Below are 24357 nucleotides of genomic sequence, written 5' to 3'. Positions count from 1 at the left end.
ACGGCGTGAGATCAGTTACGCGTGAGCGCTTCCTCGTCCTCGTCCTTGTCCTCCGGGTTGGCCTTCGAAGCGGCCTTGGGGGCGGCTTCCGGGGCGGTTTTCGGGGCGCCGTTGACGGCGGCCTTGGCTTCCGCGAACTTCTCGTTCAGCCGGGAGTGCCGCTGGCCGTAGGAGAAGTAGATGGCCACGCCGATGACCAGCCAGATGGCGAAGAAGATCCACGTCTCGACTGCCAGGTTGGTCATCAGGTAGAGGCACAGCAGCGCGGAAACCACCGGGAGGACCTTGCCGAACGGGACGCGGAAGGCCGGCTTCAGGTCCGGGCGCTTCTTCCGCAGGACCAGGATGCCCAGGCTGACCATCACAAAGGCGGACAGCGTGCCGATGTTGATCATTTCTTCGAGCAGGTCCACGTTGGTCAGGCCTGCCACGACGGCCACGGCCGCGCCACAGATGATCTGGAGGCGGACCGGCGTCGCACGGATGGTGCTGGTCTTGGACAGCGAGCGCGGCAGCAGGCCGTCGCGGCTCATGGCCAGGACCACGCGGGACAGGCCCATCAGCAGCACCATGATCACCGTGGTGAGGCCCACCAGAGAGCCGAACGCGATGACCTTGGCGGCGTCGGTGTTGCCCACGGCTTCGAAGGCGGTGGTCAGTGTGGGGTTCTTGGCCTCGGCCAGCTCCGTGTAGGACACCATGCCGGTCAAGGCGAGTGACACCAGGATGTAGAGGACGGTGACAATCGCCAGGCCGCCGAAGATGCCGCGCGGCAGGGTCTTCTGCGGGTTCTTGACCTCTTCGGCCGAGGTGGCCACGACGTCGAATCCGATGAAGGCGAAGAAGACGAGCGCGGCGCCGGCGAAGATGCCCAGGGTGCCGTACTGCGCCGGAACGGCTCCGGTCAGGAACCCGAAGAAGGACTGCTTGAGTACGTCGGCGGTGCCCGAGGCGGCCGTGGGTTCGGAGGCCGGAACGAACGGCGAATAGTTCTCGACCTTCACGTAGGTGAAGCCGACCACGATGACGAACAGCACGACGGCGATCTTGATCAGGGTGAAGATGTTGCCAACGCGGGCGGACAGCTTTGTCCCCAGCACCAGCAGGACGGTGAAAACGGCCACGATCAGGAAGGCGCCCCAGTAAAGGTCGATGCCGCCGAGCGAGATGGCGGGCGGAATGTCCACGCCCATGAGCGCGAAGACCTTGCTGAGGTAGATGCCCCAGTACTTGGCGATGACGGCACCGGCGGTGAAGAGTTCCAGGATGAGGTTCCAGCCGATGATCCAGGCCAGCAGTTCACCCATGGTGGCGTAGGTGAAGACGTAGGCGGAACCGGCCACCGGAATGGCGGTGGCAAACTCGGCATAGCACATGATGGCCAGCGCACACGTGACGGCGGCAATGGCGAAGGAAATTGTCACGGCGGGGCCGGCGAAATTCGCGGCGGCCTTGGCTCCGACAGAGAAGATCCCGGCACCAACGGCGACGGCGACGCCCATGATCATGAGGTCCCACGTGCTCAGGGAACGCTTCAGCTTGCGTCCGGGTTCATCGGCGTCGGCAATCGACTGCTCGATGGATTTCGTCCGGAAAAGGTTCATAGGAAAGTCCACAATCTCGATAGCTTGCTGGAAACAGACTTATCAAGAGTAGTGTCCATCCAGTGGACGGTCACATTTATCCCAGATAGTGAGACGCGCGTAACGGCTCGGAACGACGATCTCGGCGGTCCGGACCGGCGATTCCGACGCGGGAACGAGACGCGGGAACGAGACGCGGGAACGAACAGTTGCGGCCCCTCGGGAGAGGGGCCGCAACTGTTCGTTCGCGCTGTGTTTCGGCGCCGTGTTCGGGCGGGGCCGCTACCGGGCGGGGCGGCTACCGGGCGGGGCCGCTCAGGACGGCCAGTCCATCAGTGTTGACCGGATGAGGAACCGCTTCCCTTCCGGCGCCTCCACCGAGAACCCGCTCCCCCGGCCCTGCACCACATCCACTGTCAGGTGGGTGTGGCTCCAGTAGTTGAACTGCTCCCTGGACATCCAGAACTCGAGCGGCTTCGGCTCCACACCGTCGGCGATGTCGAACAGCCCCAGGAGGACGTCCGCCTCCGCCGTGATGAAATCACCCGCCGGGTAGCACATGGGCGAGGAGCCGTCGCAGCAGCCGCCGGACTGGTGGAACATCAGGGGACCGTGCTGGCCCCACAACATCCGGAGTAGTTGGACGGCCTCCCCGGTGAGCGCCACCCGGGAGAAGTCCTCCCCGGGCAGCGTCACCGCGGCTTCGAGCCTGGTATCGGGCATCAGAACCTCAGCACCACACGGCCGTCGATCTTGGCGTGCTTCATTTCGTCCAGGACCGCGTTGACTTCGGAAAGGTCCCGGGTGGAAACCGTGGGGTGGATCTTGCCCTGCGCGTAGAACTCCAGGGCTTCCTCGAGGTCCTGCCGGGTTCCCACGATCGAGCCCCGGACGGTCAGGCCCTTGAGCACAATCTCGAAGATCGGTGCCGGGAAGTCGCCCGGCGGGAGGCCGTTGAACACGATCGTGCCGCCCCGCCGGGCCATCCCGATCGCCTGCCCAAAGGCTGACGGGTGCACTGCCGTGACCAGGACTCCATGGCAACCTCCGGTTTCACGCTGAATGACTTCCACCGGGTCCTCATGGAGGGCGTTGACGGTCAGTTCGGCGCCGTGTTTCTTGGCTAAGGCGAGTTTGTCGTCGGCGATGTCCACTGCGGCAACCCGCAGGCCCATGGCCACGGCGTACTGGACCGCGATGTGGCCCAGGCCGCCGATACCGGAAATGGTGACCCATTGGCCCGGCTTGGCCTCCGTCATCTTCAGGCCCTTGTAGACGGTGACGCCGGCACAAAGCACCGGGGCGACCTCCACCGGGTCCGAGCCCGCGGGGATGCGGGCGGCAAAGCGGCTGTCCACCAGCATGTACTGCCCGAAGGAGCCGTCCACGCTGTACCCGGCATTCTTCTGCGCTTCGCACAGGGTTTCCCAGCCGGTGCGGCAGTACTGGCAGTCGCCGCAGGCGGACCAGAGCCAGGCGTTGCCTACGAGGTCTCCGACGGCGAGGTCGGTGACACCGTCGCCGAGCGCTACCACTTCGCCCACGCCTTCGTGGCCGGGTACAAAGGGCGGCGACGGCTTGACCGGCCAGTCCCCTTCGGCGGCGTGCAGGTCCGTGTGGCACACGCCCGTGGTGATGACCTTGACCAGCGCCTGTCCGCGGCCCGGGGTGGGGACGGGGATGTCCTGGATCTGGAGGTCTTTTCCGAATTCTGTCACTACGGCTGCTTGCATTGTCGTCGTCATTGGCGAAATCCTTGCGTCGTTAAAGCGTTGCTTTAGGGATCGGGCTGTAGGGGTGTTGCTGCCTTCCTGAGGGGTGTCCAGGTGGTGCGGGCGGGAACGGATGCGTGCAATCCGTCCCCGCCCGGGCTTGGTGCGGCCTAGAAGAAGCCGAGCTTGTTTTCGTTGTAGCTGACCAGCAGGTTCTTGGTCTGCTGGTAGTGGTCCAGCATCATGGAGTGGTTCTCACGTCCGATGCCGGAGGACTTGTAGCCGCCGAACGCGGCGCCGGCCGGGTAGGCGTGGTAGTTGTTGACCCAGACGCGGCCGGCCTGGATCTCGCGGCCGGCGCGGTAGGCCACGTTGCCGTTGCGGGACCAGACACCGGCGCCAAGGCCGTACAGGGTGTCGTTGGCGATGCCCATGGCGTCGTTGTAGTCGCTGAAGCGTGTCACGGAAACCACCGGGCCGAAGATCTCCTCCTGGAAGATCCGCATCTTGTTGTGGCCTTCGAAGACGGTGGGCTGGACGTAGAAGCCGCCGGCCAGGTCGCCGGGCAATTCAGCGCGGCCGCCGCCGGTGAGCACCTTCGCGCCCTCCTGCTTTCCGATGTCGATGTAGGAGAGGATCTTCTCCAGCTGGTCGTTGGAGGCCTGGGCGCCCACCTGGGTTTCGGTGTCCAGCGGGTTGCCCTGGATCATCTTCTCCACCCGTGCCACGGCGTCGGCCATGAAGGAGTCGTAGATGTCCTCCTGGACCAGGGCGCGGGACGGGCAGGTGCAGACTTCGCCCTGGTTGAAGGCAAACAGGGCGAAGCCCTCCTGCGCCTTGTCGTAGAACGCATCGTTGTTCTCGGCAACGTCGTTGAAGAAGATGTTGGGGCTCTTGCCGCCCAGTTCCAGGGTGACCGGGATCAGGTTCTGGGACGCGTACTGGCTGATCAGCCGGCCGGTGGTGGTTTCACCGGTGAAGGCGATCTTGCGGATCCGCGGGCTGGAAGCGAGCGGCTTTCCGGCTTCGACGCCGAAGCCGTTGACCACGTTGACGACGCCTGCAGGCAGGATGTCGCTGATGAGCTCCATCAGGACGAGGATGGACGACGGCGTCTGCTCGGCCGGCTTGAGGACCACGGCGTTGCCGGCGGCGAGTGCCGGGGCGAGCTTCCAGACGGCCATCAGGATCGGGAAGTTCCACGGGATGATCTGGCCCACGACGCCGAGCGGCTCGTGGTAGTGGTACGCGGTGGTGTCGTCGTCGAGCTGGGACAGGCGGCCTTCCTGGGCGCGGACGGCGGAGGCGAAGTAGCGGAAGTGGTCTGCGGCCAGCGGAATGTCCGCATTGAGCGTTTCGCGGATCGGCTTGCCGTTGTCCCAGGACTCGGCGACGGCGAGCATCTCGAGGTTTTCGTCGATGCGGTCCGCGATCTTGTTCAGGATCGCCGCGCGCTCCGCAACGGACGTCTTGCCCCAGGAGGGTGCGATCTTGTGTGCGGCGTCCAGTGCCAGTTCGATGTCCTCGGCCGTGCCGCGGGCCACCTCGCAGAATGCCTTGCCGGTGACCGGGGTGATGTTCTCGAAGTACTGGCCCTTGACGGGGGCAACCCACTCGCCGCCGATCCAGTTCTCGTAGCGGTCCTTGAACGTGACCTTCGAACCCTCGGTACCGGGCTGTGCGTAGACAGTCATTGCTAGCTCCTTTGCTGTGCAAGATGATTGGCGGCCAGTGCTGGCGGCCGCCGTTGCATTCAGCGTAGGAGCGGGGAGGTTGCAGTCAGGTTGCAACCTAAGTGACCCGGCTCACGTTGCGGGAGGTCAGGCGCTCAGTTCGGTTTCCAGCCGTTCAAGATCGGCGACGACGGCGGCCCGCTTGGGCGAGCGCGGCGGAAGGAGCCGCAGCGCGGCGGTGCGGACGCCGACGTCGTTCTTGGCTTCCGGCAGTTCCGCGTACTTCAGGAGCGCATCGGCGCTGCCGTCGGTGAGCACCGCTTCGCGCAGCAGCGAGGAGACGCGGTCCCTGAGGTCGACGATGCCCGGCGCTTCCGAGCGGGGCAGCACGGCGCCGCGGTAGATCTCCAGGGCGATGCGGTGGGCCCCGCGCTGCAGGCAGTTGAGGACCTGGCCGGAGTCCGGCATCAGGTCCATCGGCAGCCGGTAGGGGCGGGAGCCGGGGACGGCCTCCGGGCTGAGCTGTTGGAGGACCTTGCGCAGGCGCACCATCTCGGGCCGGAGCGTCATGGAGGAGCCTTCGCCCGGATAGAGCAGCGTGCAGAGTTCCTCCGCGCTGAGACCGTCCGGGTGGACGCTGAGAAGCGCCAGGATTTCGCTGTGCCGGGCCGAGAGCGCCACGGTGCGGCCCTCGATGCTGAGCAGTGCCTGGTCCCGGCCCAGGATCTGGAGGCTGTTGCGGTAGAGGCTGCCGGTGCCGGCAGCGGACGCCGTCCGCCCGGCGGAAGCCGCGGACCGCCGTCGGGCCGGTGCCGCCTGGCGCGCGGCCGCCAGCTGGAGCCTCTCCACGCGCAACTGGGCCTGGGCCGCGGCAACGGTGGCCTCCACCAGTGAGAGTGTGTGCGGTGCGACGGCGGATTCGGTGCCGGTAATGTCCACCACCCCCAGCAGGGCGCCGGAATCGGGATCGTGGAACGGCACAGCCGTGCAGCTCCAGGGGTGGACGGAGCGCTTGTAGTGTTCAGCACCGGAAATCTGGATGCTGCGGCCCAGGGCCAGGGCTGTGCCGGGAGCGCTGGTTCCCACGCTGGCCTCGGACCAGTCGGCGCCGGCCACGAACATCATGCCCTCGGCCCGGCGCTGCGTCACGGCGTCGCCCTCCACCCAGAGGAGCCGGCCCACGTCGTCACCCACGGCGATCAGCAGTCCGCTGTCGTGGCTGGGCAGGACCAGGAGCTTATGGATGACGGGCATGATGGTGGCCAGGGGATGCTGGCTGCGGTATTCGTCCAGCTCTTCCCGGTCCATGGCCAGCGGCGCTTCCGGGTTGTCCGGATTCGCCCGGAACTGGACTGAGCGCTGCCAGGATTCCTCCACGAGGCTGCGCAGTCCGGGCACACGAACGTTATTGGCCTGGCCCGAGGTGCCGGCACTGAGCGGGCCGGGTCCGGCCAGCAGCTCGTGGCCCGCGAGGGCATGCCGCTGGAGCAGTGCCGCAGCGTCGCGGCTGTCCGCGCTGCCGGGGACGGCCGGCTGCATTGTTTTCCTCATTGGACTCCCCTGCCGGCACAACAGTGTGCCAGGCGTGACGGCATGCCGAAGTGGCTTGGTCCGGACAGTCTAGTTCCCGCCCCGCGCCGCCGCCACCGGTCAGGGGGCACCGGTCAGTGGGCACCGGTCAGTGGGCGCCGGTCAGTGCACCCTCCAGGAGCGGGGTCAGTCCCCGGCGCTGCGGGAGATGCGGATCATTTCCTCGCGCGGCACAACCTTCACCCGTTCACGCACGACGCCGGTATCCGCTTCCGCTTCCGTCCACGCCTTCCCGAGGGCTACTTCGTGCGCGTCGAGCCTGTTCCAGCCTTCCCAGGTGGTGTACTCCACACCGCGCTCCTCGAGCAGGGCGATGATGGCGTGCGGATCCGGGTTCTGCGCCGGCGGCAGGGTCAGCCGGTCCTCGAGCAGACAGCCGATGGTCTCCAGGGCGTCGCCCTTGGTGTGCCCGATGAGGCCGACCGGACCGCGCTTGATCCAGCCGGTGGCGTAGATCCCCGGGACGGGATTGCCGTCCCGGTCGAGGACCCGGCCGCCCTCGTTGGGGATGACGCCTGCCTTGGCGTCGTATTCGAGTTCGTCCAGCGGCGATCCGTGGTACCCGATGGCCCGGTAGACAGCCTGGACGGGGTAGTCGATGTACTCCCCGGTGCCTTTGACGTTGCCGGTGCCGTCCAGCTGCATCCGCTCAAACTTGATGCCCGCAACCTTGCCGGCGGCAGCACTGTTGCCCGCGGCGGCCGGTTCGCCGCTGTAGATTTCGACCGGGCTGTGCAGGAAGTGCAGGTGAAGCCGGCGGGAGGAGGGGACTTCGGCTTCGGCGTGCTCTTCGACCAGCCAGTTGGTCATGGTGTTCACCATGGTCTTGGTCTGGTTGTTCGTGCGGATGGCTTCCTCGGAGGCTTCGTCGAACTCAAAGTCCTCCGGGTACAGCACGATGTCCACGTCCTTGGCGTGGCTCAGTTCACGCAGTTCCAGCGGGGTGAACTTCACCTGGGCCGGGCCGCGGCGGCCGAAGACGTGCACGTCCGTGACCGGGGAGTTCTTCAGCGTCCGGTAGACGTTGTCCGGGATTTCCGTGGACAGCAGCTCGTCGGCGTGCTTCACCAGCATGCGGGCCACGTCCAGGGCCACGTTGCCGTTGCCGATCACGGCGATTTCCTTGGCGTCCAGCGGCCAGTCACGGGAAACGTCGGGGTGGCCGTCGTACCAGGAAACGAAGTCGGCGCCCCCGTAGGAGCCCTCGAGTTCGACGCCGGGAATGTTCAGGTCCGCGTCCTTGATGGCGCCCGTGGAGAAAATCACGGCGTCGTAGAAGGCACGGAAATCATGGAGTTTCAGGTCGCGGCCGTAGGTCACGTTGCCGAGGAAGCGAATGTCGCCCCGGTCCAGGACTTTGTGCAGGGCGTTGACGATGCCCTTGATGCGCGGATGGTCCGGAGCCACGCCGTAGCGGATCAGGCCGTACGGCGCAGGGTAGGCCTCGAAGAGGTCGATGCTGACTTCAAAGTCGCCGTCCTTGACCTCGTTGGACTTGGTCAGGATGTCCGCAGCGTAGACGCCGGCCGGCCCGGCGCCGACGATCGCGACGCGGAGTGGACGTTTGGGGGTGGTTTCGGCCGAATTGGACACCGGGAGCCCTTCCAGAACTGAGAGACTGCGCCAGGTCACTTAGCGCACAATTCCCCCATTCTAAGTGGTCAGCCCGCTTTCCTCGGGGAGTTATTGAGGGATACGACGTCGCCCTCCCGGTACAGCAGGGCGCGCAGTTCGGATTCGGCCGAGCCCGTCCGGTGCGGGTCGATGGTCTCCCCCGCGGAAAAATGATCCAGCAGCCGGGGATCCACATAGCTTTTCCGGGCGATCGACGGCGTGTTCCCCAGCACCGCCGCAGCGTCCTGCATCGCCAGGCTGATGGCCCGTTTCTTCGCGGCCACCGTCGCCTGCGGCCCGGACCGGGCGAGGCTGACGGCTGCCGCCACCGTGCCCCGGAGGGTGCGGAAATCCTTGGCCGTGAAGTCGGCGCCGGTGCGTTCCTTCACGTAGTCGTTGATCTCCGCACTGCCCACGGGATGCCAGCTGCGTCCGTTCTTGTACGCCAGGAGCCTGGCGTTACCACCGCGGCGCTTGAGCGAACGGACAAGGGCGGCGAGGTCGGCGTCGTCGATTTCCGAGTCCCAGGTTTTGCCGCTCTTGGCGGGGAAGCTGAGCCGGAGGGCCTCCTGCTTCACTTTCACGTGGGCGCACAGCAGGGTGGCCAGGCCGTGGCTGCCGTTCTCGTTGGTGTACCGTTCCGATCCGACCCGCAGCGATCCGCTGTCCAGCATCCGGAAGGCACCCGCCAGGACCCGTTCGCGGGAGAATCCCTCGCCGCGGAGGTCCATGGTGACCAGCCTGCGCGCGCCCGGCAGGGATTCGGCGAGCTGAAGGGCACGGTCGAACTTGAGCCGGTCCTTCTTCTCGCGCCAGGCCGGGTGGTAGATGTACTGCCGGCGGCCCACGGCGTCCAGTCCGGTGGCCTGGATGTGGCCGTTGTCGTAGGGCGCAATCCACACGTCTGTCCAGGCCGGCGGAATGCCGATGCTCTCCAGCCGCTCCCGGACAGGACCCGGGGGGAGGGTGGAACCGTCCAGGTCGCGGTACGTGAAGCCGGTGCCCGCGGCCAGCCGCCGGTAGCCCCTCCCCGAGGCGTTGCTGTGGCGGAGCCTCACCGGGGGGCCCGCTCAGGATGCGAGTTCATAGTGGTAAGCGTACTGAGTACCGCAAGCCCCTGGGATACCGTTCCCGGAGTATCGGCACCGTGTTGGCGGAATACCGCCGGCGGAGGTGGTGTTATTGATCGTGTGCCTACACCCGACGGAACCGCCACCCCCACTGCCATGACCGCACCGGGCCGCCATGTTTCCGGTGCCGCGTCCCACGGCGCGTCCGGCGGACGGCCGCCACGCCCCGGCGTCGCGCTTAAGGCAGTGGACAAGGATACGACGGCGGGTGTCCTCTTCGGGATCGGCGCGTACGGACTCTGGGGGCTGCTGCCCCTGTACTTCTTCGTGCTGCAGCCCGCCGGTGCAGTGGAAATCGTGGCAAACCGGGTGGTGTGGTCGCTGGTGTTCTGCACGCTGCTGGTGACGGTTACCCGTTCCTGGGGCGTCCTGGCGGCAGCGTTCCGTGACCGTGCCATTTTCGGCACGTTGTCCATCGCCGCAGCCCTCATCGCAGTGAACTGGCTGACGTATACGTACGGCGTGACCACCGGCCAGGCCGTGGAGGCTGCCCTGGGCTACTTCATCAACCCCCTCGTCTCCGTCCTGCTGGGCGTGTTCGTGCTGAAGGAAAAGCTGCGGCCGCTCCAGTGGGCCGCCGTCGGCATCGGTTTCATTGCTGTGGTGGTCCTGACGTTTTCGTACGGCAAACTCCCGTGGATCGCGCTGACGCTGGCGGTGAGCTTCGGGCTCTACGGCTTCGTGAAGAAACGGATCGGTCCCAAGGCTGACGCAGTGACCAGCCTGACGATGGAGACGGTGGTGCTCACTCCCCTGGCGGCCGCCACGATGATCTTCCTTGCCGTCAGCGGCACCAACACCCTCGGAACCCAGGGCTCCACCCACTTCTGGCTGCTGGTTTCCTCGGGCGTGATCACGGCCGTGCCGCTGCTGTTCTTCGGAGCGTCCGCCCGCCGCCTGCCCATGACCACCATCGGGCTGCTGCAGTACTTCGCGCCCGTGCTCCAGTTCATCGTTGCCCTGGTGGTGTTCAGGGAGGCCATGACCCTGGACCGCTGGATCGGCTTCGGCGTGGTGTGGCTGGCTCTGCTGGTGCTGACCGTGGACATGCTTGCCGCGACGCGCCGGAACTCCGTGGCCCGGAAGCGTGCGCTGCGGGAAGCGCGAGCGGACACTTAAGCCCCGCCCGCTCAGCGCGAACGGGCAGATAATGCCCTGTTTTTCGCTTTTTGAGGGCATTATCTGCCCGTTCGCGCTCTGCTTCGGGGCCGCAAATGCCCGTTCGCGCTCTGCCCGTTCGCGCTGGAGGTGCCGCGGCGGGTCAGGGCGCCATGGCCGTGTCCACCCGCTCGTACTCGCGCGGGATGACCACCATGGGCACGGGCAACGCGCGGAGCACCTTGTTGGCCGTGCTGCCAATGAACAGCTTATTCTTCTCCGCCAGGCGCGAGGACCCCACAATCAGGATCTCGCCGTCGTCCCATTCAAGGTCGTCGATGCACTCCTCGATGGTGCGGCCGTGCGCCACTTCCACCGTGACGTGGTGCCCCTCAGGCAGGCGGCGCGACGCTTCGGTGAGCACGGTGTTCGCGTGGATGTGAGCCGCGTTGACCACTTCGCCCGGGTCCCCTTCGGCGTCGAGCTCCACCAGGGAGACCATCCGCAGCGGCACGCTCCGGCGTCCGGCCGCCCCGATGGCGACGTCGATCGCCGCTTCCGCGCCGGCACGCTGGCCGACGGCGAGGGTCAGCCGGGTGATGGCCTCCGTACGGCGGTAGCCGCGCGGAGCCAGCGCGACGGGCACGGGCGAAGCATGCAGGAGTCCGTTGGCCACGCTGCCCACGGTGTGGCGCTTGAACAGGCCGTTGCTCGCCGCCCCCACCACGATCAGCGCGGCGTCGTGGTCAACGGCGGCTTCGATCAGTCCCGCGGCGAACGAGTCCGCGTGCCGCGCGTGGAACTCCACGGGGACATCGTCCGGGACCAGGCTGAGTCCTTCGCGCTGTGCGTCCTGCACGGACTTCTCGTTGGCGAGGACATGCCCGCTCGCCACGTCCTGGGCAACATGCAGCCCCTTGTCCACTACAAAGACCAGATCCAGCTGCGCGCCCTGCGCCCGGGCCAACGCGGTGGCCAGGGCAACGGCATCCGCGCCGCGTTCGTTTGGTGTGTAGCCAACTACGTATCGCATGGGTGAACCCCTCTTTGGGTCTGGGGCAGAATCCAGCCTCGCCCGGGGTTCCCGGGCGACGTCGGCCGGTCTGCGTTCCTGCAGTGGTACTGCTGACTCTAGCCCACACGGGCACCAATGAGGGGGGACATTTTCCACCGGAAAACACGGAGAGCCGCGGACCATCGGTCCGCGGCTCTCCGGCTGTCATGACAGTGGCTAGGCGTGCGCCATCACTGGCTAGGCGTGCGCCATCACTGGCTAGGCGTGCGCCTTGATGGCGGCGGCCAGCACCTCGAGGCCGTCCAGCAGCAGCTCGTCGCCGATGACCAGCGGGGGCAGCAGCCGGATGACGTTGCCGTACGTGCCGCAGGTGAGGATGATGACGCCTTCCTTGAGGCAGGCGGCTGCAACGGCCTTGGTCAGCTCCGGGTTGGGTTCCTTGGAGCCGGCCTGCACGAGCTCGATGGCCAGCATGGCGCCGCGGCCGCGGATGTCGCCGATCACGGACTTCTCCGAACCGGCAAGCTCAGCCTGCAGTTCGCGAAGGCGGCCGGTGGCCAGTTCCTCGATGTGCTTGGCACGGCCGTTGAGGTCGTATTCCTCCATGGAGCCGATCGACGCGAGGGCCGCGGCGCAGGCCACCGGGTTGCCGCCGTAGGTGCCGCCGAGGCCGCCCGGGTGGACGGCGTCGAGCAGGTCTGCGCGGCCGGTGATCGCGGAGAGCGGCATGCCGCCGGCGATGCCCTTGGCCATGGTGATGATGTCCGGGACAACACCCTCGTGGTTCACGGCGAACCATTCGCCCGTGCGGCAGAAACCGGACTGGACTTCGTCGGCAATGAAGACGATGCCCTTGTCCTTGGCCCAGGCGGCCAGTGCCGGCAGGAAGCCGTCGGCCGGGACGATGAAGCCGCCCTCGCCCTGGATCGGTTCGATGATGATCGCAGCCACGGACTCGCCGCCGATCTGCTTCTCGATCATGGTGATGGCGCGCTTGGCGGCCTCTGCACCGGTGATCGAGGGGTTTTCCTCGCGGAACGGGTAGCTCATGGGCATGCGGTAGACCTCGGGCGCGAACGGGCCGAAGTTGGTCTTGTACGGCATGGCCTTGGCGGTCAGGGCCATGGTCAGGTTGGTGCGGCCGTGGTATGCGTGGTCAAAGGCGACGACGGCGTCACGTCCGGTAGCGAGGCGGGCCACCTTGACGGCGTTTTCCACTGCTTCGGCACCGGAGTTGAACAGGACCGTGCGCTTCTCGTGGTCGCCGGGGGTGAGGCGGTTCAGCTGCTCGGCGACGGCCACATAGCCTTCGTACGGGGTGACCATGAAGCAGGTGTGGGTGAAGTGCTCCACGGCTTCCTTCACGGCGCCGACGACGGCGGGATCGGACGCCCCGACGCTGGTCACCGCGATGCCCGAGCCGAGGTCGATGAACGAGTTGCCGTCGACGTCGTGGATGATTCCGCCGTCGGCGTCCGCCACGAAGACGGGGACGCTGGAGGCGACGCCGGCTGCCACAACGGCCTTCCGGCGTTCGGTCAGGGCGACGGACTTGGGGCCCGGGAAGTCGGCCTGGACGCGGCGTTTCTGCTCGAGACGGAAGGTGAGGTCATGGGCGGTTGCAGTCATGGGAATGCCTTTCTGGACTGGGTGGGGCCACGCCGGCCGGGTTCCCTGGCCGAAGCGAAGCGAGGTTAGGGTGCCGGTGGGGATTATGCGTCTGAGTTATGCGTCGAGCGCAGACATCACGTGCTTGATGCGCGTGTAGTCCTCGACGCCGTACATGGAGAGGTCCTTGCCGTAGCCGGACTGCTTGAAGCCGCCGTGCGGCATTTCAGCGGTCAGCAGGATGTGGGTGTTGATCCACACCGCGCCGAAATCCAGGTCGCGGCTGACGCGCATGGCCGTGCCGTGGTCGGTGGTCCAGACGCTGGAGGCCAGGGCGTAGTCGACGTCATTCGCCAGCTCCACGGCTTCGGCCTCGGTGCTGAACTTCTGCACGGTGATGACCGGCCCGAAGGTTTCCTTCTGGACAATGTCGTCGGTCTGCTTGGCGCCGGTGACGATGGTGGGCTCGAAGAAGAAGCCCTTGTCCCCCGCCCGGTGGCCGCCGGTGACAATATTGCAGTTCGCCGGCAGGTGCTCCACCACAGACGTCACGGCGTTGAAGTGGTTCACGTTGTTGAGCGGGCCGAAGTAGTTGTCCTCGTCGTTCTGCGAGCCCGTGTGCAGGGTCTTGGTGTGTTCCACCATGGCTGCCACGACGTCGTCGTGAACGGAGTCTTCCACCAGAACGCGGGTGATGGCGGTGCAGTCCTGGCCGGCGTTGAAGAACGCGAACTCGGCGATGGCCGCGGCGCTCTTCTTGATGTCGGCGTCCTTGAAGACGATGGCCGGGGCCTTGCCGCCGAGCTCCAGGTGGGCGCGCTTGAGTCCCTTGGCGGCACCGGAGGCCACGGCGATGCCGGCCCGGACGGAGCCGGTGATGGAGACAAGGCCGGGGACCTTGTGCTCCACCATCATGGCGCCGGTTTCGCCGGTGCCAAGCACCACGTTGAGGACGCCGGCCGGGAAGATCTCCCCGGCGAGGCGGGCGAGGACCAGGGTGGACTCTGGAGTGGTGTCCGAGGGCTTGAGCACCACGGTGTTGCCGGCGGCGAGCGCGGGGCCGATCTTCCAGATGGCCATCAGGAACGGGTAGTTCCAGGGGGCAACCTGGGCCACGACGCCGATGGGCTCGCGGCGCACGTAGGAGGTGTGGCCCTCGAAGTACTCGCCGGCCGACTTGCCTTCGAGGATGCGGGCGGCGCCGGCGAAGAAGCGCAGCTGGTCGGCACCGGCGGCCACTTCCTCGGAGGCGATCAGCGAACGGACCTGGCCTGTGTTGCGGTGCTGGGCTTCGACGAGTTCATCGCTGTTGGCCTCGACGGCGTCCGCAAGCTTGAGCAGCATCAGCTGGCGCTGCGCCGGGGTGACGTGCTTCCAGGTCTTGAAGGCATCCTTGGCAGCGGTCATGGCGGCATCGACGTCGGCCTGGACGGAGATGGGCGATTTCGCCACCACCTCACCGTTGGTGGGATTCACGATGTCCAGCAGACCGGTTCCGGCGGGCGTGACGAACTCGCCATTGATGAAGTTCTGCAAGGTTTGGACCACGGTGTTCAACCTCTTTCATGCTGGTTTCTGTAACCGGTTCTGCCACCGGCCCAGTGTTGCGACTGCTCCTGAGCCTATGCCAGGGCCACTACGCAGGGAATAGCCACCTGCACACCATCCGCCGAATCCTTTAGTGCGGTTGCCCAGCGCGCAGTTATCCTGAATCCATGGCAATTTCCCTCGCCGCCCTGCTGGGCGTCCAATCGCTCAAGCTCGTCAAATCCGGCCTTGCCGAGACGACGTGGCACCAGGACATCCACTGGGTTGCCGTCACCGAGCAGGAGGACCCGCAGCGCTTCCTCAACGGCGGCGAACTGGTCCTCACCACCGGGATGCGACTGAAGTCCGCCCCGGACCAGCGCCGCTTTGTGCGGCAGGTGCAGCGGGCAGGCGCAGTGGGGATCGGCTTCGGGATCGGGCTGACGCACGACGCGGTTCCGCCGGCGCTGATTGCCGAGGCCAACCGCTGGGGCCTTCCCGTGGTGGAAGTCCCGTACGAGACGCCGTTCATTGCAATCACCAAGCTGGTGGCGGATGCCCAGTCCGCGGACCACTACGCGAAGCTGGAACGGCTCATCGCGGGACACCAGATCCTGGCGCGCGCCCTGCTGACCGGCGGGGGACTCTCCGAACTGCTCAAGAATCTTGGCTCCATGCTGCGCACGGACATTATCCTGACCCAGTTCACCGCCCAGCTGTACAACAGCGTTGCCGGCAACCCCGCCCCCACAGCCGATACGTGGGCCTCCTACCCCATCCCCACCGGCCGGCGTGACGCGTGCACCCTCTGGGTCCGGCAGCCGTTCGAGGACTCCGGCATCGTGGGTTATGCCCAGAACCTCATCAGCGTCGAGTTGAACAACATGGTCAAGCAGCGGCAAGCGCAGCGGGCGCTGTCCGGCCAGGTCCTGGAGGACGTGATCCACGGGACCCTGGAGTCCAGTGAGGCGGCCCGGCGGCTTGCCGGCATCGGCATCAACAGCACCCGCAAAAGCGTGGTTATCCTTGCCGAGTCCGCGGCGCATCCCAAGCAGCTGGTGAGTTCCTCGATGCCGCGGCCGCTGGAGCACGGCGTGACCGCCGTCGTCGGGAAGGACCTGATCGTCGTTGTCCAGGACGACGGCAGCGGGGCGGCAGCCCTGGCCAAGCACCTCAGCGACCACCTGGCCGAGGCCGGCATCCACGCCACCATCGGCATCGGCGGCGCCTACACCAAACCCAACGGGGTGCGCTGGAGCTACTTCGAGGCGCGCGACGCCGCCAGCCACGGCCTGCCCGTCAACGAGCCCGAGCGCCTCAGCCTCACGTCGCTGCTCCTGGCCAGCGAGGATGTGCCGCTGGCGGACATGGCGAACGAGTCCCTCAACCCGCTCCGGAACTTCGACGCCCTGCACGGCGCCGAGCTGATGGCCACGCTGGAAAGCTACCTGAACAACAACGGCTCGGTGGCTGCCGTCGCCGAAGAGCTGACGCTGCACCGCAACACCGTGCGGTACCGGCTGGCGCAGATCACCGAGCTGACCGGCTATGACCCCGCCCAGACCCAGGACCGTGTGCAGCTCTGGCTGGCCCTGGCGGTGCAGCGGCTGAACCAGCGCCAGCAGCGTTAGGCGCCGTCCAGCCGTCCGGCCGTCAGGCCGTCCGGCCGTCAGGCCGTCCGGAGATGTTTGCCACATCTTTACAAACATCAAACGTCTAACGTCTAATGTTTAAGTATGGCAACCACGACGACGGCGGCACCGCCCGGAACTGACACCCCACCTGCCGAGCGGGCAAAGGCAGCCCGGCCCCGCGCCGTCGTCGTCTTTGGAATCATTGCCTTTGTGCTGATCGGACTCAACCTCCGCGCCGGAATTACCGGGGCCTCGGCCCTCCTCCACGACCTCCAGGAAGTCCTGGGCTACGGTGCGTTCGTTGCCGCCGTCATCCCCTCCGTTCCCACGCTGTGCTTTGCGGTGGCGGGTGCGGCCACATCCTGGCTGACGCGCCGGATGGGCGTGGAAAAAGCCATCCTTCTGGCCCTGGGAATGCTGGCCGCCGGGCTCCTGGTCCGCGGCATCCCGTCCACGGGCATGCTGCTGACCGGAACCGTGGTGGGGATGTCCGGGCTCGCCGTCTGCAATGTGGCTATGCCGTCCTTCATCCGCGAGCACTACGCGGACCGCACCTCCCTCATGACGGCCCTCTACACGGTCACCATGACCACGGGCGCCACGGCCACGGCCGTGATGGTGGTCCCGGTGGCCCAGCTCCTGGGATCGGCGTCGGCGGGGCTTGGCTCCATCGGGCTGCTCTCCGTGGCCGCCTTCCTCGGCTTCCTCCCGGTGGCACTCCACGCGCACCGGAACGCCACCCCCGGCCAAGGCGCCAGCATCTCCCCGTGGCCGCTGATCCGGACGCGTAAAGGCGCACTGCTCACCGCCATCTTCACGCTCCAGGCACTGCTCGCCTATGCAGTGCTGAGCTGGTTCCCGTACATGCTCACCACCACCGGGCTCACCGCGACGGACAGCGGCCTGATGTACGGGCTGATGCAGCTGGTCTCCGTGCCGGCGGGCATGGTGCTCCTGGCCATCGGCTCCCGCCCGCGGATGCTCCGCCCGGCCTTCTACCTGGCAAGTGTCACCATGCTCCTGGGCATTACCGCCCTGATGCTGCTGCCCGCAGCGCTTGCCGCCGTTCCCGCCGCGCTGCTGGGGTTCGGCCTGGGCATCTTCCCGCTGGTCATGGTGATGATCAGCCGGAGCGGCCGGTCGACGGCGGAAACCACCGCCATGTCCACGCTGGCGCAGTCCGTGGGGTACCTGCTGGCCACAGCGGGCCCGTTCGGCATGGGCCTGCTGCACAGCGCGACGGGCGGCTGGACCGTGCCGCTGATCCTGCTGCTGGCCATCGCCCTGACCCAGATCGTGGTGGGGCACCTCCTGACGGCAAGGACCAAGCCATGACCCTCACCGCCTCACCCCGGCCTGTACTGGCAGACGAAATCACGGACAAGCTCCGCGAGATGATCCATTCCGGCGAATGGCAGCTGCAGCAGAAGATCCCCGCAGAGCCGGAGCTGATGGCCCGGCTGGGCGTGTCCCGGGGCACGCTCCGCGAGGCCATCAAGGCGCTGGCCCACAGCGGCATGCTGGAGGTCCGCCGCGGCGACGGCACCTACGTCCGGGCCACCAGCGAGATCTCCGGCGCGGCCCAGCGCATGTACAAGGACCACACCCAGGAGCACATCCTCGAAGTCCGGGTGGGGCTGGACACCCAGGCGGCCCGCCTGGCCGCCCGCAACGCACAACCCGAACACATCGCCGCCATGAAGGCGCTGCTGGCGGAGCGACGCGACGCCTGGAACGCTGAGGACTACCCCGTCTGGGCCCGCGCCGACTGGGACTTCCATGTGCTGGTGGCGCAGGCTACGGGGAATCCGCTGCTGCATGAGCTGTACGTCAGCTTCGGCGGCGTGTTCCATGCCGACCTGCTTCGGCAGCAGCGCCGCAGCGGCTTCAACGGGCTCCCCGACGAAGGGCACGGCGAGCTGGTGGATGCCATCGAGGCGCACAACGAAGCGGCTGCCGTGGACAGCGTCAACCGGAACCTGAACTCCTGCGCCGAGTGGCTCGGCGTGTAGCCGGAGCCGTAACTCAGTAGGCTTAGCTATTTGGGGAGTTCCTATCCCGGCCGCAGCCGGTCCGGGCGTCCCGTTCCTGCACGCTGACGAATTGGAGTACCCCTTGGCCAGATCAGTCGACATCACGGCGGACGGCAAACGCCCGGACCCCTGGACAGACGGCCTGGGCAGGGTGGGCGTACGCTCGGCCCAGATCCTGCTGATCCTCACCGTTGTGGTGGTGTCCGTCTTCGCTCTGCTGCAGATCCGGCTCCTGGTCATTCCCGTGCTGATCGCCCTGATCCTGGCGGCCGCCATCATGCCGTTCGTCAACCTCCTGAAGCGCCGGGGCCTGCCGGCCTCCGCGGCCACTGCAGTGGCCTTCGTGGGCTTGCTCGCCGTGCTGGCCGGTGTCACCACCGTGATTGTCGCCTCCATCCGCAGCCAGTGGGCGGACCTTGCAAGCCAGGCGTCGTCGGGCCTGGACGAACTGCAGTCGTTCCTGCTCAACGGCCCCATCCCCGTGGACGGGGAGCAGATTGAACAGGCACGGGCGGCCATCGTGGAATTCGCCGCCAGCAGCCAGGTCCGCTCCGGAGCCATCACGGGACTGTCCGTCATCACCGAGTTCCTCGCCGGAGCCAGCCTCATGGTGGTTATCCTTTTCTTCTTCCTCAAGGACGGGGCGGCGATCTGGAACTTCTTCCTGCGGCCCTACACCGGCGCCCGCGAAGCCAAGCTGCGCCGCTCGGGCGCACGCACCATTCAGGTTCTGGGCGATTACGTGCGCGGGACAGCCATGGTGGCCCTGGTGGACACGGTAGCCATCGGCACGGCACTGCTGGTCCTCGGGGTCCCGCTGGCCATCCCGCTAGCCATCATCGTCTTCATCGGCGCTTTCGTCCCGATCGTGGGAGCCACCGTGGCAGGCATCCTCGCGGCGCTGGTGGCACTCGTAGCCAACGGACCCGTGGTGGCGCTGATCGTGGTGATCGTGGTGATCGCCGTCAACCAGCTCGAGGGCAACCTGCTTCAGCCCGTCGTGATGGGCAAGTCGCTGCAGTTGCACGCCCTGGTCATCCTGCTGGTTTTGACGGCAGGGACCATCCTCGCCGGCATCATCGGCGCCGTACTCTCCGTCCCGCTGGCAGCCGTCATCTGGGCGATCGTCCAGGTCTGGACCACTGACGCCAGGGAACCGGAACCGGCAGGCTCAGCAGCGGCCGATGACCAGGCAGATCCGGCCGACGCCGACCCGGATCTTGCTGCCGCGGACACCGGCCGGTCCTAGCAGCACCCGCCGACTGATAGTAAGCACCCTTATCAATATCTTGGTAGGGTGGGGCATGCGTAAAATCAGCACCATGAACGGAACGGGAACTCTCTTTGGCTGGGCCTTCGGCGACCCGGCACGGTCCGGCGATAAGTCGTACGTCGAGGAACTGCGCCGGGAAGCTCTCGCCAACGCCAGCCAGGACGCCAAGTCGCGGGGTTTCGGCGTCGAGGAAGGCACCGAAAGCTACACGGTCATCAACCCGGCCGACACCCTCGCGGACGTCCACACGGCACCGGACCGGCTCATCGTGCGCTGCACCGTGAAACTGACCGGCCCGGGCGCCGAAAACATCCACGCCGAAGGCCCCATGAACGGCTAGCGATGCCTGATGACGATACGGCCCTCGGAGAAGCCGCCAACGCGGCCGAGGCGGCGTCCAACACCAAGGTGCTGGACGTCGTCGCACGTTCCGGGTTTGCCGTAATGGCCCTGCTCCACATCGTGATCGGGGCCATCGCCATCGCCTTGGCGCTGGGCCAGCCGGGGCAGGCCGAGCCGACGGGGGCCATCGAACAGCTCGCGGCGAATCCGTGGGGCCCCGGCGTGATGTGGGCCTGCCTGGTGGGCTGCGCCGGCTTGTCCCTGTGGCAGCTCAGCGAAGCCACCCTGCGCGCCCGCCACCTGCCGGCAGGCCAGCGGATCGGCAAGCTCGTCTCCTCCGGTTTCCTGGCCGTGGCCTACGGCAGTGTGGGGCTCACGTTTGCAGGGTTCGCGGTCGGCCTCCGCGGCGACTCGGGCGATTCCACCAGGGACTTCAGCACCGCCCTGGTCCAGGGACCTGCCGGTGTGCCGGCACTCATCGCGCTGGGCCTGACGGTCACCGGCGTCGGAGTCTATTTCATCGTCAAGGGCGTCCGGAAACAGTTCAAGGAGGAACTGCATCACTTCGAGGGCACCCGGCGCGGACGCATGATCAGTGCGCTGGGCGTGGCCGGCCACGTGGCCAAGGGCATCGCCCTGATCCTCGCGGGCATGCTGTTCGTGGTGGCAGCCGCCACCAACCGGCCCGGCGACGCCACCGGGCTGGACGGCAGCCTCAAGGCGCTCCGGGACCATCCGGCGGGGCCGTTCCTACTGCTGGCCATTGCCGCCGGCCTCATCAGCTACGGGCTGTTTGCGTTGCTCCGGGCCCGGTTCGGGCGGATGTAGCCGGATGTAAACAGCGCGAACCGGCAGCTGATGACGCCAAACCCGTGGTTTGCGGTCATCTGCTGCCGGTTCGCGCTAACGATTGGGCCTACAAGCGAAAGCCCTAGACCTGCGCGGCTACTCCGTCGCGGGAAATGGACACCATGTCTTCGCGCGGCACAACCTTGACCCGTTCGCGGGCAACCTCGACGCCGTGCGAACCGGTCTCGGTGGCCTTTTCGCCGAGGGCGCGCTCGTGCGCGTCCAGGGCCAGCCAGCCTTCCCAGCTGGTGTACTGCACGCCGCGGTTTTCCAGCAGTTCGACGACGGCTTCCGGAGCCGGCGCGGCTGCCAGCGGCAGGTTCGCGCGGTCTTCCAGCAGGTAGGTCACGGTCTCGAGGGCGTCGCCCTTGGTGTGGCCGATGAGGCCCACCGGGCCGCGCTTGATCCAGCCGGTGGCGTAGATGCCCGGCACATGGGTGCCGGCCGCGTCCAGCACGCGTCCGCCGTCGTTCGGTACAACACCCTTCTTGTGGTCGAATTCGACCTCCGGGAGGGCTGAACCGAAGTAGCCGATGGCGCGGTACACGGCCTGGACCGGGTAGTCCACGAACTCGCCGGTGCCGCGGGCGTTGCCCGTGCCGTCCAGCTCGGTGCGCTCGAACTTCATGCCGGCAACCTGGCCCGGGTTTTCCGCGGAGTCGTAGATTTCCACCGGGCTGTGCAGGAAGTGCAGGTGCAGGCGGCGGGAGGCCGTGAGCTCGGAGAGCTCTTCCGGCTGCTCGGCGATCCAGTTGGTGAGGGTGCCCACCATGGTCTTGGTCTGGTTGTTGCTCTGGACCTGGCGGTCGGATTCTTCGTCGAACTCGAAGTCCTCCGGGTAGAGGATGATGTCCACGTCCTTGGAGTGGGCCAGTTCGCGCAGTTCCAGCGGGGTGAACTTCACCTGGGCCGGGCCGCGGCGGCCGAAAACGTGCACGTCAGTGACCGGGGAATCCTTCAGGCCGCGGTAGACGTTGTCCGGGATTTCGGAGACCAGGAGGTCGTCGGCGTGCTTGGAGAGCATGCGGGCCACGTCCAGGGCCACGTTGCCGTTGCCGATCACGGCGATTTCCTTGGCGTCCAGCGGCCATTCGCGGGACACATCGGGGTGGCCGTCGTACCAGGAGACGAAGTCGGCGCCGCCGTAGGAGCCCCCGAGTTCGATGCCCGGGATGTTCAGGTCCGCGTCCTTGATGGCGCCGGTGGCGAAGATGACGGCGTCGTAGTGGGTGCGGAGGTCCTCGATGGAGAGGTCCGTGCCGTAGTCAACGTTGCCGAAGAATCGGATGTCGCCGCGGTCCAGGACCTTGTGCAGGGCGTTGACGATGCCCTTGATGCGCGGGTGGTCCGGAGCCACACCGTAGCGGATCAGGCCATAGGGCGCCGGGTAGCGGTCAAAGAGGTCGATGCTCACGGTCAGCTCGCCGCTCTTGACGGCTTCGCTCTTGGTGAGGATGTCGGCGGCGTACACGCCGGCGGGGCCGGAGCCCACGACGGCGACCCGGAGCGGGCGGGCGGCAGAACCTACGGTGGTGCTAGTTGACACGGCTGTGTTCCTTTTTTCTGTCACGGCCCAACTAGGTCGCAGCAGATGTCGTTTTGAGGGCTCAAAAGGACACCTGCTGCTACTTAGTTGGGAAGGGGCTACGGGGCTACTTGGTCAGTACGCGGGGACGGTTCGGGGTGGTGGTGCTGTAGTCGGCAGTCTTGAAGTGCGACGGCGCGAACGGGCTGACGCGGACAACGTCACCGATCACGATCACCGCGGGATTTGCGACGCCGGCGGCCTCGGCCTGGTCAGCGATGGAACCGACAGTGCCGATGGTCACGCGCTGGTTGGGCAAATAGCCATTCTCAACGATGCCAACTGGAGTGTCCTGAGGCAAACCGGCACCCACCAGGGCGGCGGCGGATTCGCGGAGCTGGCCCACTCCCATGAGCAGCACGATGGTGTGGTCCGCCCGGGCCGGGACCTCGGAGAGTTCTTCGTGGCCGGTGACCACGCTGAAACCCTTGGCCAGGCCGCGGTGCGTCACGGGAATGCCGGCTGCTGCGGGAACGGAGATCGCCGAGGTGACGCCGGAGACCACTTCAACCTCGACGCCGTGCTGCCGGCAGAATTCTGCTTCTTCGCCGCCGCGGCCCAAAACGTAGGGGTCTCCGCCCTTGAGCCGGACCACACGGTGGCCTTTGAGTGCCTCGTCCACGAGGATCCGGTTGATGCCGGCCTGCGGCACGGGATGGTGGCCGGGGGTCTTGCCCACCTCGATCACGCGGACGTCGGGGGCGAGTTCGTTCAGGAGGTCGCGGGGTCCGAGGCGGTCTGCCACCACGACGTCGGCCTGGCCCAGGAGCCGGCGGCCGCGGACGGTGATGAGCCCGGTGTCGCCGGGGCCGCCGCCCACAAGGGCGACGCTTCCCCGGTGGGCCCGCTGGCGGCGGAGCGGGAGGTCGCCGGTTTCCAGTGCAGTGGCCACGGCGTCGCGCAGGGCCATGGCGCGGCGCGGGTCTCCCCCGGCGTTCACGGCGATCTGCACGTCGTCAACGACGGCGACGGCGGGGGTCCAGGCGGCGGAGGCTTCGTGGTCGGAGGCGTTGACGCACCAGACGCGCTGCGCCTCGGCGTCGGCCGAAACCTGGGCGTCCACGGCGGAATCGCCGGTGGCTGTCTGGACGAACCAGACGCCGTCGACGTCGGACGTACGGTAGGGGCGCTGCTCCCAGGTGAGGAGGCCGGCGCCGGCCAGTTCCTCAAGTCCCGCGGAGGAAACGGGGGCAACCACGGTTACCCGGGCACCGGCGTCGAGCAGCCCTTTGGCGCGGCGCGTGGCCACCGGCCCGCCGCCCACCACCAGTACGGGGCGGCCCAGCAGGCGCAGTGCCGTGGGGTAGATGTCCTGAATTGCCATGGATCAACGGTAGGGCCGCGTCATATACCGGAACAACGGCGCGGAAACACCAGTTCACGTAAGGTAACGCTGCGTCACATTGCTGTGGCGCTCATTCGGCGGACGGGGCCTCCTCAGCCTGCGGGCGGCGGGCCCTGGGTCAGGGCCTGGTTCAGCAGGGCGTTGGCCGTCCACCGCATCGAGGCAATGGCAGCGTCCCTGCTGAGGCCGCCCACATCGGTCAGCCACACCAGCGACTCGATTCCGATGGCACTGCGGATCGCCAGAACCAGCCGACGGATCTCCGCGTCGGACAGCTCAGGCTGCAACGGGGCAAGCGCCTCGGCGATCCACGCGATAGCGCGGCCCTGGCGCAACGGCAGGCCCCGTTCCTGGCCGTCCGCCGGTTCCAGCGAGAGCCGCAGCATGGTCCGCTGCTGCGCCTCGGTTTCGATGATCATTCCGGTGAACTCACGCACCACGGCATCCAGGCGCTCGGCCACATCCTCCGGCGGATTATCCGGCAGCATCGATGTCCGGGCAGTCTCCGGATGGGCCGCAGCCAGCAGCTCCCGTTGGCCCGGGAAATACCGGTACGCAGTACTCCGGGCGACACCGGCCACCAGCGCGGCCTCATCCACCGTGGGCGTTGCCCCGGACGCGACGAGTTGGCGTGCGGCAGCAACCAGGGCTTCAAGGGTGCGGTGCTTCTGACCGGTGCGCCCGACGTCTGCATAAGGTCTTGACATGTCCTTCATGGTACCCGAGTCTTGTTATGGGACAACAGT

At 67.0% G+C, this 24357-nt stretch carries 20 protein-coding genes; 7 read left to right on the top strand and 13 right to left on the bottom strand.

Translation table 11 applies throughout. From position 1 onward, the window contains the following. Positions 1–11: 11 nt before the first annotated feature. The 7 genes from AC6JAC_RS06285 to AC6JAC_RS06255 all read right to left on the bottom strand — a co-directional run bounded on the left by AC6JAC_RS06285 (position 12) and on the right by AC6JAC_RS06255 (position 9230). The gene (locus AC6JAC_RS06285) at positions 12–1604 is read right to left on the bottom strand and encodes an amino acid permease (protein ID WP_497963966.1); all 1593 of its coding nucleotides are present in this window, start codon (positions 1602–1604) and stop codon (positions 12–14) included. Positions 1605–1898: 294 nt separating this feature from the next. After that, entirely contained in the window at positions 1899–2306 is a 408-nt protein-coding gene (locus tag AC6JAC_RS06280) for a DUF779 domain-containing protein (protein ID WP_028272764.1), read from the bottom strand. Further along, positions 2306–3328: an alcohol dehydrogenase AdhP gene (gene adhP / locus AC6JAC_RS06275; protein WP_028272765.1), complete on the bottom strand. Its 1023-nt coding sequence runs from the start codon at positions 3326–3328 to the stop codon at positions 2306–2308. The genes AC6JAC_RS06280 and adhP overlap by 1 nt, the downstream gene beginning before the upstream one ends. A 137-nt stretch (positions 3329–3465) precedes the next feature. Continuing rightward, the gene (exaC, locus tag AC6JAC_RS06270) at positions 3466–4989 is read right to left on the bottom strand and encodes an acetaldehyde dehydrogenase ExaC (RefSeq protein ID WP_028272766.1); all 1524 of its coding nucleotides are present in this window, start codon (positions 4987–4989) and stop codon (positions 3466–3468) included. Between the two features lie 126 nt (positions 4990–5115). Continuing rightward, positions 5116–6519, bottom strand: coding sequence for a helix-turn-helix domain-containing protein (locus AC6JAC_RS06265; RefSeq protein ID WP_497963963.1), 1404 nt, complete (start codon positions 6517–6519; stop codon positions 5116–5118). Positions 6520–6684: 165 nt separating this feature from the next. Next, a complete protein-coding gene (locus AC6JAC_RS06260) occupies positions 6685–8151 on the bottom strand; it encodes an FAD-dependent oxidoreductase (protein ID WP_497966771.1) in 1467 nt (488 codons plus the stop codon). A 68-nt stretch (positions 8152–8219) separates the two neighbouring features. Further along, complete coding sequence (locus tag AC6JAC_RS06255; RefSeq protein WP_347899672.1) at positions 8220–9230, bottom strand: DNA topoisomerase IB; 1011 nt, start codon at positions 9228–9230, stop codon at positions 8220–8222. 258 nt (positions 9231–9488) lie between these two features. On the opposite strand from AC6JAC_RS06255, the gene rarD reads away from it, so the two are divergent. Continuing rightward, complete coding sequence (gene rarD, locus AC6JAC_RS06250) at positions 9489–10421, top strand: EamA family transporter RarD (RefSeq protein ID WP_454699964.1); 933 nt, start codon at positions 9489–9491, stop codon at positions 10419–10421. Positions 10422–10563: 142 nt separating this feature from the next. Here the strand turns inward: rarD and AC6JAC_RS06245 are convergent, their stop codons facing one another. The 3 genes from AC6JAC_RS06245 to AC6JAC_RS06235 form a co-directional block, all read right to left on the bottom strand. Further along, positions 10564–11433, bottom strand: coding sequence for a universal stress protein (locus tag AC6JAC_RS06245; RefSeq protein WP_028272771.1), 870 nt, complete (start codon positions 11431–11433; stop codon positions 10564–10566). A 240-nt stretch (positions 11434–11673) separates the two neighbouring features. After that, entirely contained in the window at positions 11674–13044 is a 1371-nt protein-coding gene (gabT, locus tag AC6JAC_RS06240; protein WP_028272772.1) for a 4-aminobutyrate--2-oxoglutarate transaminase, read from the bottom strand. Between the two features lie 96 nt (positions 13045–13140). Next, a complete protein-coding gene (locus AC6JAC_RS06235) occupies positions 13141–14571 on the bottom strand; it encodes a gamma-aminobutyraldehyde dehydrogenase (RefSeq protein ID WP_497963960.1) in 1431 nt (476 codons plus the stop codon). Between the two features lie 167 nt (positions 14572–14738). Between AC6JAC_RS06235 and AC6JAC_RS06230 the strand changes: the two genes are divergently transcribed. From AC6JAC_RS06230 to AC6JAC_RS06205, 6 genes are all read left to right on the top strand, one after another. Continuing rightward, positions 14739–16181: a PucR family transcriptional regulator gene (locus AC6JAC_RS06230; RefSeq protein WP_028272774.1), complete on the top strand. Its 1443-nt coding sequence runs from the start codon at positions 14739–14741 to the stop codon at positions 16179–16181. A 105-nt stretch (positions 16182–16286) separates the two neighbouring features. Beyond that, complete coding sequence (locus AC6JAC_RS06225; RefSeq protein ID WP_497963958.1) at positions 16287–17519, top strand: MFS transporter; 1233 nt, start codon at positions 16287–16289, stop codon at positions 17517–17519. After that, entirely contained in the window at positions 17516–18196 is a 681-nt protein-coding gene (locus tag AC6JAC_RS06220; protein WP_028272776.1) for a FadR/GntR family transcriptional regulator, read from the top strand. Before AC6JAC_RS06225 ends, AC6JAC_RS06220 begins: the two co-directional genes overlap by 4 nt. 103 nt (positions 18197–18299) lie before the next feature. Further along, entirely contained in the window at positions 18300–19466 is a 1167-nt protein-coding gene (locus tag AC6JAC_RS06215) for an AI-2E family transporter (protein WP_497963956.1), read from the top strand. Between the two features lie 73 nt (positions 19467–19539). Continuing rightward, entirely contained in the window at positions 19540–19830 is a 291-nt protein-coding gene (locus tag AC6JAC_RS06210) for a hypothetical protein (RefSeq protein ID WP_497963954.1), read from the top strand. Positions 19831–19832: 2 nt separating this feature from the next. Then, positions 19833–20660: a DUF1206 domain-containing protein gene (locus AC6JAC_RS06205; protein ID WP_497963952.1), complete on the top strand. Its 828-nt coding sequence runs from the start codon at positions 19833–19835 to the stop codon at positions 20658–20660. 103 nt (positions 20661–20763) lie between these two features. On the opposite strand, the gene AC6JAC_RS06200 is transcribed toward AC6JAC_RS06205, so the two are convergent. The 3 genes from AC6JAC_RS06200 to AC6JAC_RS06190 form a co-directional block, all read right to left on the bottom strand. After that, the gene (locus tag AC6JAC_RS06200) at positions 20764–22227 is read right to left on the bottom strand and encodes an FAD-dependent oxidoreductase (RefSeq protein ID WP_028272780.1); all 1464 of its coding nucleotides are present in this window, start codon (positions 22225–22227) and stop codon (positions 20764–20766) included. A gap of 106 nt (positions 22228–22333) precedes the next feature. After that, entirely contained in the window at positions 22334–23590 is a 1257-nt protein-coding gene (cobA, locus tag AC6JAC_RS06195) for a uroporphyrinogen-III C-methyltransferase (RefSeq protein ID WP_028272781.1), read from the bottom strand. 113 nt (positions 23591–23703) lie between these two features. Continuing rightward, complete coding sequence (locus tag AC6JAC_RS06190) at positions 23704–24318, bottom strand: TetR/AcrR family transcriptional regulator (protein WP_028272782.1); 615 nt, start codon at positions 24316–24318, stop codon at positions 23704–23706. Between the last annotated feature and the right edge of the window lie 39 nt (positions 24319–24357).

It is taken from the genome of Arthrobacter sp. KUASC02 (genome assembly GCF_059739395.1).
This window is presented reverse-complemented; position numbering and strand designations above follow the sequence as displayed.